This is a genomic window from Streptomyces sp. HUAS MS02, assembly GCF_055702265.1.
Genome location: NZ_CM146747.1, coordinates 1,196,110 through 1,210,086, shown reverse-complemented (window position 1 = coordinate 1,210,086; position 13,977 = coordinate 1,196,110). Strand labels below are relative to the sequence as shown.

The window sequence follows — 13,977 nt, the reverse complement described above, 5'->3', positions numbered from 1 at the left end:
TCAGCGCCCTTCTTCGATCCAGGTGGCCTTCGGGCCGTCGAGGACGATGTCCCAGACGTAGCCCATCGAGAACTCCGGTACGGACAGGCTGTGGTCGTACGTCGCGACCAGTCGCTGCCGGGCGGCGTCGTCGGTGACCGACTGGATGATGGGGTCGTAGGGGAAGAGCGGGTCGCTCGGGAAGTACATCTGCGTCACGAGCCGCTGGGTGAACGCCGTGCCGAACATCGAGAAGTGGATGTGGGCCGGCCGCCAGGCGTTGAGGTGATTGCGCCACGGGTAGGGGCCCGGCTGGATCGTCGTGAAGTGGTAACGGCCGTCGTCGTCCGTCAGCGTGCGGCCCACGCCGGTGAAGTTCGGGTCCAGCGGCGCGTCGTGCTGCTCGCGCTGGTGGGCGTAGCGGCCCGCCGAGTTGGACTGCCAGATCTCCACCAGCTGGCCGCGCAGCGGGCGGCCGTCGCGGTCGAGGAGGCGGCCGGTGAGCGTGATCCGCTCACCGATCGGCTCGCCGCTGTGCTGCCGGGTCAGATCGTTGTCGATCTCGGTGATGTCCCGCTCCCCGAAGGCGGGGGAGAACAGCTCCACCAGCTCCGGGTCCTTGGTGACGTCGATGGAGATCGGCGGCTGCTTCGGGTGCCGCAGCACCGAGGAGCGGTAGGGCGTGTAGTCGCGGCGCGGATGGTGCTCCACCGGCGCCCCGTCGGCGACCCGCTTCTCGTAGGCCGCGTGTTCGGCGGCGATTTCCTGGTCGATGTCGTGCTGGGTGAGAGTCATGAGTGGTGTCCCTGGGGGTTCCTGACGTTCACGTCAAAAGGCGGGATGGATGCGGCGCCCCTGAAGGCGCGGGGAGCTGCGCGACCGGCGACGAACGGTCGGCAGCCGCAGGCACGGCTCAGCGGTCCAGAACGAGGGCGAGTCCTTGCCCCACGCCGACGCACGGCGTGGCGACACCGACGCCCGAGCCCTTGCGGGCCGGCTCGTGCGCGGCGGTTCCGGCCAGTCGCGCCCCCGACGAACTCGCGGACCCCCTTGAACGGCGAGCCCGGCGAGACGCCGCCGTGGCCGTCGTGGCGCCAGGGCCCGCCCTCGGCGACCTGGGTGCCGACGCCGGCCGGGGTGTGGAGCGCGGGGACGCCGGCGCCGCAGGCGCGCGGCCGCTCGGCAGCGAGCAGGACCGCGAGGCCGGACTCCATGGCCCCACAGTTGTTCGAGACGACTCCGAGGCCCGCGACGCCGCGCTCGTGGAGCGCCTGGATGAGCACGTTCGGCACACCGCTCAGCCCGAATCCGCCGACGACGGCGAGTGTCGCGCCGTCCGGCGCATCGGCCACCGCCTTCAGGGCTGTGGCGACCACCTTGTCCATCCGTGAGGCCCCATCTCGTCCGCACACCCGGTGACCGGTTAATCAGGGCACTGAGTATTTGGGTGAAGTTTCCTTCACGCTGCCACTCGTCAGCTCCTTCGTCAAGACCTGCGAAAAGGCCAGGTCGGATCCGTACGTTGTATGGACAGACGTCGAGGCGTGGCAGGTATCGTTCAGTGCACGGACGAATTGCCGAGCCCGACTCGAGGAGCGCACATGGCCGCGGTGGACCTCTCCACCCACCCCGGGCACCTGGCCCGACGGCTGCAGCAGGCCCACTATCTGCTGTGGAACGTGATGGTCTCCGAGGAGATCACCTCGCCGCAGTTCGCGGTCCTCAACAGCCTCGTCGCCGAACCGGGGCTCGACCAGCGCACGGTGGGGGAGCGGGTGGGGCTCGACCGGTCCACGATGTCCGAGGTCATCAGTCGGCTCGGGCGCCGGGGGCTGCTCGACAAGGTGCGCGATCCGCAGGACGGGCGACGGTTCCTGCTGCGGCTCACGGACGACGGGCTGCGGACCCATCGCAGGCTCACGGTGCGGACGGCGCGGATGAACCAGGTGTTCCTGGCCCCGCTGTCGGCGGAGGAGCAGGGCGTGTTCTTCGAGCTGATCCGGCGGGTGGCCGACGCGGCGGAGGAACTGCGCAGCCCGGCGGAGGCGCCACTCCGCTAGCTCCGCCGAGTCTGTCGGCTCCGCCGAGCCTGTTGGCTCCGACGAACCCTCCGCTGGCTCCGCCACGCTTTTCGTCGGCTCCGGCAGGTGCTCGGCTACGAGCGGTCGGCGGTGTACACCACCCATACCTGGCCCTCGGCGAAGTTCATCGGCTCGCCGTCCGTCGTCGTGAACCGTGTGCCGTCGGTCGCCGTACTCCGCTCCCAGTCCGCGTCGAAGACCTTGCCGTCCCGCAGGACCTCCGCGCGGCCCGAGCCGACCGTCTCCGTGTACGGGGTGTTGTTGCCGAGGAAGTCGCGGAACTGTGACGCGCGGACGGTCACGTGCTGGACGACCACCGTGGCCGGGGCGACGCGGACGTCGTCGGTGGTGACCGTCGGTCTGCCGTCCATCGAGACCTGCCAGCGGCGGCTGTCGGCGGACCAGGTGAAAGTGAAGCGGGCGGCCGGATAGCGGACGGTGCGGGAGTCCTCGGGGGTGCCGCCCGACGGGGCGGGGCCGTAGCGGAAACCGGTGGTGAGGGCGTCGGCGCCGGGCGGGGTGCCGAGGAGCTTCCCGGGGCGCAGGTACAGGTTGTGCGGCGCGGGCTTGTCGTCGCCCCGGAAGTAGGCGGCGCCGGCGTCCCCGGGGGTCTTCGCGTGCAGGGGCGCCCTGCCGATCAGCGGCAGGAGCTTGCTCTGCGCGCCCGAGAAGGCCAGGGTCGGCTCGTCGAACTGGCGCAGCAGCTCCAGGTCGGACTCGCGGGCGCTGCGCACCGGTCCGACCACCTCGGGGAACCGGGTGGCGTACACGGCCATCAGCCGGCTGAGGCCGCCCTCGACCTGCTCGGTGTAGACGATGTCCGCGGCGTCGAGGCCGGTCTGGGGGCGGGCGGCGGAGACGTTGTCGATCTTCACGGCGAGCACGGATCCGGTCGGCGGGGCGCTGGTCCGGTCGTCCCGGCGATCGGTGCCCTGTCCCCGTCCGTCGTCGTTGTCGCTCCCGCTCGTGGTGCACCCCGCCAGCAGGGTGCCCGCGACCGCGGCGGCGAGCAGTGCCCCCGCGGTCGTGCCGCGGCGGCGGGCCCGTCGCGTCCGGGACCCCTTGTGCCCCGTGCCCGTCCCACCCATCCCGATCATCCAGCTCATCCCACTCATCCTGCCCATGATGCATCTGATTGTGCACTTATCTGTTTATGGATGGCCATAGTGGATTGTTTCTGACTGGTTCGGGGGTGAGGGGTCGGGTACTCGGGCGGAAACCTGCTGACCGAGGCGTGGGAACGGAGTGTGGGCACGATGAAGGCAGTGACCTGGCAGGGCAAGCGGGACGTGCGTGTGGAGACCGTGCCCGATCCGGTGCTGAAGGAGCCGACCGACGCGATCATCCGGATCACCTCCACCGGCCTCTGCGGCTCCGACCTGCATCTGTACGAGGTGCTCACCCCGTTCATGACGCCGGGCGACATCCTCGGCCACGAACCCATGGGCATCGTCGAGGAGGTCGGTGCCGGGGTCCCCGATCTGGCGGCCGGTGACCGGGTGGTCGTACCGTTCCAGATCGCCTGCGGCAGCTGCTGGATGTGTCTCACCGGGCTCCCGACCCAGTGCGAGACCACCCAGTGCACCGGCGAGGGCATGGGCGCGGCCCTCTTCGGCTACACCCGGCTGTACGGCTCGGTCCCCGGGGCCCAGGCCGAGTACCTGCGCGTCCCGCAGGCCCAGTTCGGACCGATCAAGGTGCCCGAGGGGCCGCCCGACGACCGCTTCCTCTACCTCTCCGACGTGCTTCCCACCGCCTGGCAGGCGGTCGAGTACGCGCACGTCCCGCCCGGCGGCAGCGTCGCGGTGCTCGGTCTCGGACCCATCGGCGACATGGCCTGCCGGGTGGCTCTCCAGCGCGGAGCCGAGCAGGTGTTCGGGGTGGATCTGGTGCCCGAGCGGTTGCGCCGGGCGCGCGAGCGGGGCGTGGAGACCTTCGACCTCAGGGACTTCGACAACGAGAAGGAACTTGTCGGCGCCATCCGGGACCGGACCGCCGGGCGCGGACCCGACTCCGTGATCGACGCCGTCGGCACCGAGGCCCATGGCAGCGCGGCCGCCCGGCTCGCCCAGAACGCGACCGGAATGCTGCCCCGCGCCATCGGCTCACGGCTCACGGAACGCCTCGGCGTCGACCGGCTCGCCGCCCTCTACACCGCCATCGAACTGGTACGCCGCGGCGGCACGATCTCCCTCTCCGGCGTCTACGGCGGCAAGGTCGACCCGCTGCCCCTGCTCACCCTGTTCGACAAGCAGATCCGGCTGCGCATGGGCCAGGCGAACGTCCGTACCTGGAGCGACGACATCCTGCCCCTGCTCACGGACGACGACCCCCTGGGCGTCGACGACTTCGCCACCCACCGGGTGCCGCTCACCGACGCCCCGCACGCCTACGAGATGTTCCAGCGCAAGCAGGACGGGGCGGTCAAGGTGCTGATGGAGCCCTGAGCGTCACCGGTTCGCGCCGGGGCCGAGGATCCGCGCCAGGTCGTAGTTCACCGGCTCCTCCAGCTGCGCGTAGGTGCAGCTCTCCGCCGTGCGGTCCGGACGCCAGCGCCGGAAGCGGGCCGTGTGGCGGAAACGGACACCGTTCTCCATGTGGTCGTACGCCACCTCGGCGACGCGGTCGGGGCGCAGCGGCACCCAGGAGAAGTCCTTCTTCGTGGACCACCGGCTCGGCGCGCCGGGCAGCCGCGCCGTCTCGTGCGCCGTCTCCTCGGACCAGGCGGCCCAGGGGTGCTCCGAGACGTCCTCCAGCCGCAGCGGCTCCAGCTCCTGCACCAGCTCCGCGCGCCGCTTCATGGGAAAAGCCGCGCACACGCCGATGTGCTGGAGCGTGCCCCCGTCGTCGTAGAGGCCCAGCAGCAGCGAGCCGACCACCGGCCCGCTCTTGTGGAAGCGGTACCCGGCGACCACCACATCAGCCGTCCGCTCGTGCTTGATCTTGAACATGGCCCGCTCGTCCTGCCGGTAGAGCAGGGTGAGCGGCTTGGCGATCACCCCGTCCAGACCCGCCCCCTCGTACTGCTCGAACCACTGTTCGGCAAGCTCGCGGTCCGTGGTCGCCGGCGCGAGGTGCACCGGGGCGCTCACCCTGGCCAGGGCGAGCTCCAGCAGGGCGCGACGGTCGGTGAGCGGGACGTCGAGCAGCGACTCGTCGTTCAGTGCGAGCAGGTCGAAGGCGATGAAGGAGGCCGGGGTCGTCCCCGCCAGCATCCGGACGCGGGAGTCCGCGGGGTGGATCCGCTCGGTGAGGGCGTCGAAGTCCAGCCGTCGCCCGTCGCGGACGATCACGATCTCGCCGTCCAGTACACAGCGCGTCGGCAGCCGCTCCCGCAGGGCCGCCACCAGCTCGGGGAAGTACCTGGTCAGCGTCTTGCCGGTACGGCTGCCGAGCTCGACCTCGTCCCCGTCGCGGAACACGATCGCCCGGAACCCGTCCCACTTCGCCTCGTAGTGCATGTCCGGCGGGATCTTCGCCACGGACTTGGCGAGCATCGGTTTCACGGGCGGCATCACCGGAAGATCCATGCCTCCGATTCTGCGACCGCCAGGGAGTCGCCGCGCGGCGAACTTCGGCGCATACCGGGACCTTCAGCGAGCCGAGGATCCCGGTATGCGGCATTCGATCCTTCCGCCTACCGTGGCTCGCATGGGCGAAGCGGTGGAACTGGAGGCGGCGGGGCGGACGGTACGGCTGTCCAGCCCGGACAAGATCTTCTTCCCGGAGCGCGGCTTCACCAAGCTGGACCTCGCCCGGTACTACATCGCCGTCGGCCCCGGCATCCTGCGCGCCCTGCGCGACCGGCCCACCACCCTGGAGCGCTACCCGGAGGGCGTGACGGGCGAGAACTTCTTCCAGAAGCGCGCCCCCAAGAACATGCCCGACTGGATCCCCACCGCGCACATCACCTTCCCCAGCGGCCGCAGCGCGGACGAGATGTGTCCCACCGAGGTCGCCGCCGTCGTCTGGGCGGCCCAGTTCGGCACGCTCACCTTCCACCCCTGGCCCGTCCGCCGCACCGACGTCGACCGTCCCGACGAACTCCGCATCGACCTCGACCCGCAGCCCGGCACCGACTACGCCGACGCGGTCCGCGCCGCGCACGAGCTGCGCGAGGTCCTGCACGAGTACGGCGGCCTGCGCGGCTGGCCCAAGACCTCCGGCGGCCGCGGTCTGCATGTCTTCGTACCGGTCCGGCCCGACTGGACCTTCACCCAGGTACGCCGGTCGGCCATCGCCGTCGCCCGTGAACTGGAGCGCCGGATGCCGGAGCAGGTGACCACGGCCTGGTGGAAGGAGGAACGCGGCGCGAAGATCTTCGTCGACTACAACCAGACCGCCCGCGACCGCACCATCGCCTCCGCCTACTCCGTGCGCCCCCGCCCGCACGCCCCCGTCTCCGCGCCCCTCACCTGGGACGAGGTGGGGGTCGCCGTACCGCGCGACTTCGACCTGGGGACGATGCCGGGGCGGTTCGCCGAGGTCGGTGACGTCCACGCCGACATGGACGAGCACGCGTTCTCCCTGGAGGCGCTGCTGGAGCTGGCGGCGCGGGACGAACACGACCACGGGCTGGGGGACCTGCCGTATCCGCCGGAGTACCCGAAGATGCCGGGGGAGCCGAAGCGGGTGCAGCCGAGCAGGGCGAAGAAGGCGTGACGGTGGCCCGCACCCGGCGCGGGTACGGGCCACCGACGTCCGCCACAGTTCCTTGACGCCGACGTTCCCTACGGTGCCTCGGCGCCGACGTTCCTACAGTTCCTTGATCCGGATGTCCCGGTAGGAGACGACGTCCGTCGTGCCGTGCACCTGAAGTCCGACGTAGCCGGAGGCGAACCGTCGCCCGTCCGTGCCCGGGTCGTCCGAGCGGGGCGGGGCGAAGTCCTGGCCGCCGGTGTTGTCGAACTCGTTGATCAGGACACCGTTGCGGTAGACCGAGTAGTGCTGGTCTACCACCCTGATCTCGTAGTCGTTCCAGGTGCCCTTCTGGGTGACGCCCGCACCGGCGAGCCCGACCCGGTCGAAGCCGTAGACCGACCCCGTCTTGTACATGTCGCCGTCGGGCCGGTCGAGGACCTGCACCTCATGGCCGTACTTGATGGCCACCCACTCCGGCCGCGACTCCTCCGGATGGTCGTGGACCGACGGGAAGCGCACGAGCACCCCGGAGTTGGCGTTGCCGGTCCCGGGCGCGTCGTCCCGCCACTGGAGCCGCAGCGAGAAGTCGCCGTACTTCCGCTCGGGGAACCACAGCATGCCGAGCCCGGCCCTCGTCGTGCCGGAGGTGATCGAACCGTCGTCGTTCAGGCCGAACGAACCGCCGCCCACCTGCTGCCACTTGGCGAACGACTCGGCCGTGCCGTCGAGGATCGTGCGGTAGCCCTCGGTCTGGCCGGGCTTGCCGATCCCGGACTCCTCAGCCGCCTCCTGCACGGCGGTGTACTCGCGCAGGTCGACGACCCCTTCCCGGAACAGCTTGTCGAGGACGGTGTCGACGTGCTTCAGGAACAGCGCGTGGGACGTCCACTCCTTCTCGTCCTCGATCAACTCGTTGATCCGGCACCGGTTGTTCGTCACCCGGTTCGGCACCCCCGAGTCGACGATGCCGACGAAGACCGTCAACCGCTCGTCGTACTCGGCGCAGTTGGGAGCCGGGACCCCGCCGCCCGCGACGACGGTGAAGCTGACCGAGCGCGCGGCGGCCGTGTTGCCCGCCTTGTCGCTCGCCCGGTACACGACCGTGTGGGTGCCCGCCCGGTCGACCACCACGGGCGCGGAGTACGCGAGATAGGGACCGCCGTCCAGCGAGTACTCGACGGCGGCGACACCCGACCCGCCGTGGTCCGTGGCGCTGACGGTGACCTTGGCGCTCCTCAGGTACGCGCCGGCGGAGTTCCGGTCGCCCTCGACGGTCACGCCCGTCACCGGGGGTGTGGTGTCCTCGGCGGGCGGGGCGACGACGGTGAAGCCGACGCTCTTCTCCGCCGACACGTTCCCCGCCTTGTCGGTGGCGCGGTAGCGCACCTTGTGCGTGCCGACCTCGTGCACCATCACGGGCGCGGTGTACGGCTGCCAGGCCCCCGAGTCGCCGAGCGCGTACTCGACGGTGTTGACCCCGGACCCGGTGTCCGACGCGGAGACGGTCACCGTCGCCATGGACACGTAGTCGCCCTGGGGGTTCTTCTCACCGGCCACCGTCGCCGACGTCTCCGGCGCGGTCGTGTCGTCGGTCGGCGGTGCCACGACCGTGAACCCGACGCTCTTCTCGGCCGCCGTGTTGCCCGCCTTGTCGACCGCGCGGTAGCGGACCTTGTGCGTGCCGACCTGGTCGATCACGACGGGCGTGGTGTACGGCAGCCAGGCCCCGGCGTCACCGACGGCGTACTCGACCCGTTCGACACCCGAGCCGCCCGCGTCGGTCGCGCTCACCGTCACGGACGCCGAACCGACGTACGCGCCCTGGGCGTTCTGGGTTCCGGTGATCTTCGCCGAGGTCTCCGGCGCGGTGGTGTCCTCGCCGGTGCCCTCGGTCACCACGAGGATGCCCTGCATCTGTCCGTGCCCGGGGATCGTGCAGTAGTAGCGGTAGCGGCCGGGGGTGAGCGTGACCTCGGCGGTGTGGCGGCCGCCCTGGTCGTCGCCGGGGTTGGCGAGGATGTTGAGCGGCACGTCGTTGTTGTACTCCGGGTCGGAGACGTCGAACGTCAACGTGTGCGGCATCCCCATGGTGTTGCCGGTCGCCTTGCTGTTCTCGAACACCAGGGTGGCCGGACCGGCCACCGCGGTGCGCGGTGCCGTCAGGTACTTGGTGATGTCGTCGCCGGCGGTCCAGGTGAGCACCTGGGCGGCGGCCTGCTCCCGCGCCCCGTCCGTCCGGCCGGACGCGGGCGTCGACGTGAGCCCGAGGACCATCAGCAGGGCCGCCACCAGGGCCGCCCACATACGTCTTTCCCGCATCACTCCGCCTTCCTCGCCAGTTCGTCGGCCGCCGGCGTCGGACCGCCGCCCGTGTAGGTGACGCGCCACAGCGCCGACTTGGCGTCCGAGGTGAAGAAGCCGCGTCCGTAGTCCAGGACGTACAGTGCGCCGTCCGGACCGAACTTCCAGTCCATGAGGTTCCTGATGCCGTCGGCGCCGACCGGCACGATCTTCTTCAGGGACTCCGCGTGGACCGGGAGCCCTCCGCCGCCCTGGTTCTTCGGGTCCATGACCACCGCGTGGCGGGGCTGGTCGGCGTCGTAGAAGTCGCCGACGAACCACTTGCCGTCCCAGTAGGCGGGCCAGCGGACGGAGTTGTCGCCCGACTCGGAGTACCGGTAGACCGGACCGTTCATGGTGGCCTGGCCGCCGCCCTTGAGCCACGGCAGCAGGTACGTGGCCTCCTCGTTCTTGTAGGAGGGGATGCCGCTCGCGTCCCGGGGGAAGTCCGGGGCGCCGCCCTGCGGGGCGTACCAGATGTTGTTGCCGGTCACCGGGGGCAGGTTGACCAGCCCGTCGTTGTTCGGGGACTCGTTCTTCGGGTGGTCGCAGTCGTACCAGCCGAGCGGTTTCGACGGGTCCGGCAGGTTGCGGTCCCGGTAGGGCTGCTTGTTGCCCATGCAGTACGGCCAGCCCCGGTTGCCCGCCTCGGTGATGGCGGCGAAGGTGTCGTACTTGGCGGGCCCCCAGGTCGTCGACGGCGCGCTCGCGTCCGGGCCGACCCAGCCGGCGTAGAGGACGTCCGTCTGCCGGTCGACGAAGATCCGCGCCGGGTTCCTGACCCCCATCACATAGATCTCACCCCGGGTCTTGCCGCCGCCCTCGGCGGTCTCCTTGCCGGTGAAGAGGTTCCCCGCGGGCAGGGTGTAGGTGCCGTCGGGCTCCGGGTGGATGCGGAGGATCTTGCCGTTGAGGTTGTTGGTGTTGCCGGCGGTGCGGCGCGCGTCGGCGAAGGAGAGGCCCTTGTAGTTGGGCTGGGGGTTGTTGCCCGAGTAACCGGCGCTGAAGCCGCTGGAGTTGTTGTCGCCGGTCGCGATGTACAGGTTGCCCTTGGAGTCGAAGCTCATCCCGCCACCCGCGTGACAGCAACTGTGGATCTGCACCGGCCACTTGAGCAGGACCTTCTCGCTGCCCAGGTCCAGCTTGTTGCTGGCGAGGTCGAGGGTGAAGCGGGAGACGCGGCGCTCGGCCGTCCGGGTGTCACGATCGATCCGCGCGTGCGGTGTGTAGTGCAGGTACACCCAGCCGTTCTGCTGGAAGCCGGGGTCCAGCTCGATGCCCAGCAGGCCCTCCTCGACCTTGATCAGCTCGTCGCCGCCGCCCTTGTTGCCGAAGACGGTGAGGGCGCCCGCGAGGGTGACCTTCTTCGTCCTCGGGTCGTAGACGTGGATCTCACCCTTGCCCTTGCCGATGTCGGGGTCGTTCCAGTCGGTGACCACGGGCTGGGAGGAGTCGGCGCCGCCCCGGCCGATGTACAGCACCCGCCCGTCGGGTGCGGTGACCAGGCCGTGCGGTTCACCGATCTGGTCGTTCTGCCCGGGCTGGTTGGGCTGCGTCAGCCGCTCCGCCCTGTAGTTGGCGGTGATGGTCGCCTTGCAGTCCGCCCGCGCGAGGCGGGAGGTCCACAGCAGGGCGCCGCGCAGATGCGTACGGAAGTCGGTCTCGTCGTACGCGGAGACGGTCCCGCCCATGCCCGTGTAGAAGGAGCGGCCGCCGTCGTAGTCGCGGCACCAACTCACCGGGTGGTCCCAGCCGTTGGCGCCGGTGCCCGGCTGGTAGGTCGACTCGCGGACCCGGGCCACGGTGTGCACGGAACCCGACGGGTTCTTCGTCCAGTTGAGCCACTTGTCGGGCCGCTTCCACTGCGTCGGCAGGTTCTTGGTGGCCAGGTGGCGCCGGTCACCGACCTCGACCGTCGCCCGTTGCACCGCCGTGGGACTGGACGCCGCCGGGCGGGCACCGATCAACCCGGTGAACCAGTCCGAGTACGGTTCGGCGCGGGCCGCGTCATGGACGCCGACGAAACCGCCGCCCGCCTCCATATAGGTTTCGAGGCCCGCCTCCTGCTCGGGATCCAGGACGTCACCGCCGCCGGTCAGGAAGACGACGGAGTTGAAGCCGCTCAGCCGGGTCTCGTCGGTGAAGACGGAGGCGTCGTCGGTGGCGACGACCCCGAAGCGCTCAGCTTCCGGTCCGGACAGCCCGATCCGTTCGATCGCCTCGATCCCGGCGTTCACCACGGGCGACTCCTCCCCGGGAGCCGCGGAGCCGTGGAAGATCAGCACCCGAGGGCCGGAGCCGCCCGGCGGAGACTTGATCGACATCGTTGTCAGCGGTGGTTCCGGCGCCGGTCGCGCCTGGGCCGCGGGACCCGACAGGAGTCCCGCGGTGACGACCGAGGCGGTCAGGGTGGCCGCCCAGGCCCGTCTCTTCGCGTCGCTCAACCCTCGTAAGTACATGGGCACCTCCTCGGTCACAGCAACAGCGCCAAGGAAGCTAGCCCGCTTCGACGCGACTCGCCAAGAGTTATGACCGGAATGGTCTGAACTTTGTCCTGGGTGTGGATAAACGGTCGCGCGGCCGCTACCGTCTCACAGGTTGATCACAGCTGCGTCTCCGCAAGATCCGTATCGGCGTGGGGAGTTCCGCATGGACGGAATGGACAGACGAGGGTTCAACCGGCGGATGCTGCTGGGTGGAGCGGCCGCCGCGACATCGTTGTCCGTGGCCGTCGAGACCGTCGGCACCTCCGGGTCCGCGAGCGCCGCCACGCAGGCGAGGACGGCCCCGGCGGGCGGCGTGGTCCGGCACATCAAGATGTACGCCGAGAAGTTGCCCGACGGGCAGATGGGCTACGGCCTGGAGAAGGGCAAGGCCTCGATACCGGGCCCGCTGATCGAGCTCAACGAGGGCGACACCCTGCACATCGAGTTCGAGAACACGATGGACGTGGCGGCGAGCCTGCACGTCCACGGCCTGGACTACGAGATCTCCAGCGACGGCACCAGGCAGAACCGGAGCGACGTCGAACCCGGAGGCACCCGCACCTACACCTGGCGCACCCACGCCCCCGGCGCCCGCAAGGACGGCACCTGGCGTGCGGGCAGCGCAGGCTACTGGCACTACCACGACCATGTCGTCGGCACCGAACACGGCACGGTCGGCGTCCGCAAGGGTCTCTACGGCCCTGTCGTCGTCCGTCGCAAGGGCGATGTGCTGCCCGACAAGACCGTCACCGTCGTCTTCAACGACCTGCTCATCAACAACAAGCCGGCGCACTCCGGGCCCAACTTCGACGCGACCGTGGGCGACCGGGTCGAGTTCGTCGTCATCACGCACGGCGAGTACTACCACACCTTCCACATGCACGGTCACCGCTGGGCCGACAACCGCACCGGCATGCTCACCGGTCCCGACGACCCCAGCCAGGTCATCGACAACAAGATCGTCGGCCCCGCCGACTCCTTCGGCTTCCAGGTCATCGCGGGCGAAGGGGTGGGAGCGGGCGCCTGGATGTACCACTGCCACGTCCAGAGCCACTCCGACATGGGCATGGTCGGCCTGTTCCTGGTGCGCAGGACGGACGGCACGATCCCGGGATACGAGCCGCACACGCCGCACGGGGAGCAACGGGCGGGCGGCGCCGACGGGGTCGACGGGACGGACGGAGCCGACGAGGCGGCGGGGTCCGGCGGGGCGCACCACCACTGAGACCTCGGCGGACGGCCTACGCCGGGAGCGCTCTCAGGGGACTCCTGCCCGGGGCTATCCTGGGCGGAGCCGCCCCGAGGAGTGTTCCGCAGTGACCGAGACAGCGTCGCGTCCCACGTTGGAGGCCGTGGCCGCGCGTGCCGGGGTGTCCAGGGCGACGGTGTCGCGGGTCGTCAACGGCGGCGAAGGCGTGCGGGAGCCCCTGGTCGAGCGGGTGCGGCAGGCGGTCGAGGAGCTCGGGTACGTACCCAACCAGGCCGCCCGCAGCCTCGTCACCCGACGGCACGACGCCGTGGCCGTGGTGATCGCCGAGCCGGAGACCCGGGTCTTCGCCGACCCCTTCTTCGCCCTGCAACTCCGGGGCATCAGCAAGGAACTGACCGCGCACGACTCCCAGCTCGTACTGCTGCTCACCGAGGGACCCGAGGACTACGCCCGGGTGGGGCGGTATCTGGCGGGCGGACACGTCGACGGGGCGCTCGCCTTCTCGCTGCACCTCGACGATCCGCTGCCCGCGCTGATCCGGGGCGCCGGCGTCCCGACCGTGTTCGGCGGCCGTCCCGGCTGGGCGGACGGCGCACGCGGCGACACGACCCCCGTGTACGTCGACAGCGACAACCGGGGCGGCGCGCGGGACGCCGTACGCCATCTCGTCGGCCTCGGCCGCACCCGGATCGCCCACATCACCGGGCCCCTGGACCAGACCTCCGCCGTGGACCGGCTCGACGGGTTCCGGGACGTCATGGTGGACGCCGACCCCCGGCTGATCGTGGAGGGCGACTTCACCCCGGCGGGCGGGGAGCGGGCGATGCGGGAACTCCTCGGCCGCTGCCCCGAGTTGGACGCGGTCTTCGCCGCCAACGACGTCTCCGCGTCCGGCGCGCTGCGGGTCCTGCGGGAACTCGGGCGCCGGGTTCCCGAGGACGTCGCCGTGGTGGGCTTCGACGACATGCTGCCGGTGGCCGAGCAGTCCGACCCCCCGTTGACGACGGTCCGTCAGGACATCGAGGAGATGGGCCGGTTGATGGCCCGACTGCTGCTGCGGGGCCTCGAACGGCGAGCCCCCGACGAGCAGGGCGGTCAGGGCCCGGCGGGCACGCCGTCCAGCGTGGTCCTGCCGACCACCCTGGTACGGCGCGCCTCCGCGTAGGACGCCCGGCCCACGCACCCGGCCCGTGTGCCCGACCCGCGCACCCGACCCGCGCACCCGACCCGCGCACCCGGC

Annotated in this window: 10 protein-coding genes and 2 pseudogenes; 5 read left to right on the top strand and 7 right to left on the bottom strand. The window is 70.7% G+C overall.

The genetic code is table 11. The annotated features are described in order from the left end of the window. The 3 genes and pseudogenes from pcaH to ACZ9QC_RS05130 form a co-directional block, all read right to left on the bottom strand. Nucleotides 1-774, bottom strand: coding sequence for a protocatechuate 3,4-dioxygenase subunit beta (gene pcaH, locus ACZ9QC_RS05140; RefSeq protein WP_215454177.1), 774 nt, complete (start codon nt 772-774; stop codon nt 1-3). 118 nt (nt 775-892) lie between these two features. Next, a pseudogene (locus ACZ9QC_RS05135) lies at nt 893-1,015 on the bottom strand (3-oxoadipyl-CoA thiolase); the annotation flags it as partial. Next, a pseudogene (locus tag ACZ9QC_RS05130) lies at nt 1,005-1,364 on the bottom strand (CoA-transferase); the annotation flags it as partial. The pseudogenes ACZ9QC_RS05130 and ACZ9QC_RS05135, both read right to left, overlap by 11 nt. 216 nt (nt 1,365-1,580) lie before the next feature. On the opposite strand from ACZ9QC_RS05130, the gene ACZ9QC_RS05125 reads away from it, so the two are divergent. Continuing rightward, complete coding sequence (locus tag ACZ9QC_RS05125; RefSeq protein WP_472919032.1) at nt 1,581-2,039, top strand: MarR family winged helix-turn-helix transcriptional regulator; 459 nt, start codon at nt 1,581-1,583, stop codon at nt 2,037-2,039. A gap of 95 nt (nt 2,040-2,134) precedes the next feature. Here ACZ9QC_RS05125 and ACZ9QC_RS05120 read toward each other — a convergent pair whose 3' ends face one another. Then, nucleotides 2,135-3,148 (bottom strand): DUF3048 domain-containing protein, encoded by a 1,014-nt coding sequence (locus ACZ9QC_RS05120; protein WP_472921604.1) that lies wholly within the window; start codon nt 3,146-3,148, stop codon nt 2,135-2,137. Between the two features lie 168 nt (nt 3,149-3,316). On the opposite strand from ACZ9QC_RS05120, the gene ACZ9QC_RS05115 reads away from it, so the two are divergent. Next, nucleotides 3,317-4,507, top strand: coding sequence for a zinc-dependent alcohol dehydrogenase (locus ACZ9QC_RS05115; protein WP_472919031.1), 1,191 nt, complete (start codon nt 3,317-3,319; stop codon nt 4,505-4,507). 3 nt (nt 4,508-4,510) lie between these two features. On the opposite strand, the gene ACZ9QC_RS05110 is transcribed toward ACZ9QC_RS05115, so the two are convergent. Next, nucleotides 4,511-5,590 (bottom strand): ATP-dependent DNA ligase, encoded by a 1,080-nt coding sequence (locus ACZ9QC_RS05110; RefSeq protein WP_472919030.1) that lies wholly within the window; start codon nt 5,588-5,590, stop codon nt 4,511-4,513. 121 nt (nt 5,591-5,711) lie between these two features. On the opposite strand from ACZ9QC_RS05110, the gene ligD reads away from it, so the two are divergent. After that, the gene (gene ligD, locus ACZ9QC_RS05105) at nt 5,712-6,722 is read left to right on the top strand and encodes a non-homologous end-joining DNA ligase (protein WP_472919029.1); all 1,011 of its coding nucleotides are present in this window, start codon (nt 5,712-5,714) and stop codon (nt 6,720-6,722) included. 93 nt (nt 6,723-6,815) lie between these two features. On the opposite strand, the gene ACZ9QC_RS05100 is transcribed toward ligD, so the two are convergent. Continuing rightward, a complete protein-coding gene (locus tag ACZ9QC_RS05100; RefSeq protein WP_472921603.1) occupies nt 6,816-9,005 on the bottom strand; it encodes an OmpL47-type beta-barrel domain-containing protein in 2,190 nt (729 codons plus the stop codon). Between the two features lie 14 nt (nt 9,006-9,019). Further along, on the bottom strand, nt 9,020-11,500 hold the full coding sequence (locus ACZ9QC_RS05095; protein ID WP_472919028.1) for a ThuA domain-containing protein: 2,481 nt from the start codon (nt 11,498-11,500) through the stop codon (nt 9,020-9,022). 199 nt (nt 11,501-11,699) lie between these two features. Here ACZ9QC_RS05095 and ACZ9QC_RS05090 point away from each other — a divergent pair, with 199 nt between their 5' ends. After that, on the top strand, nt 11,700-12,752 hold the full coding sequence (locus ACZ9QC_RS05090) for a multicopper oxidase domain-containing protein (protein WP_472921602.1): 1,053 nt from the start codon (nt 11,700-11,702) through the stop codon (nt 12,750-12,752). A 91-nt stretch (nt 12,753-12,843) separates the two neighbouring features. Further along, nucleotides 12,844-13,902, top strand: coding sequence for a LacI family DNA-binding transcriptional regulator (locus tag ACZ9QC_RS05085; protein WP_472919027.1), 1,059 nt, complete (start codon nt 12,844-12,846; stop codon nt 13,900-13,902). The last annotated feature ends 75 nt before the right edge of the window (nt 13,903-13,977 follow it).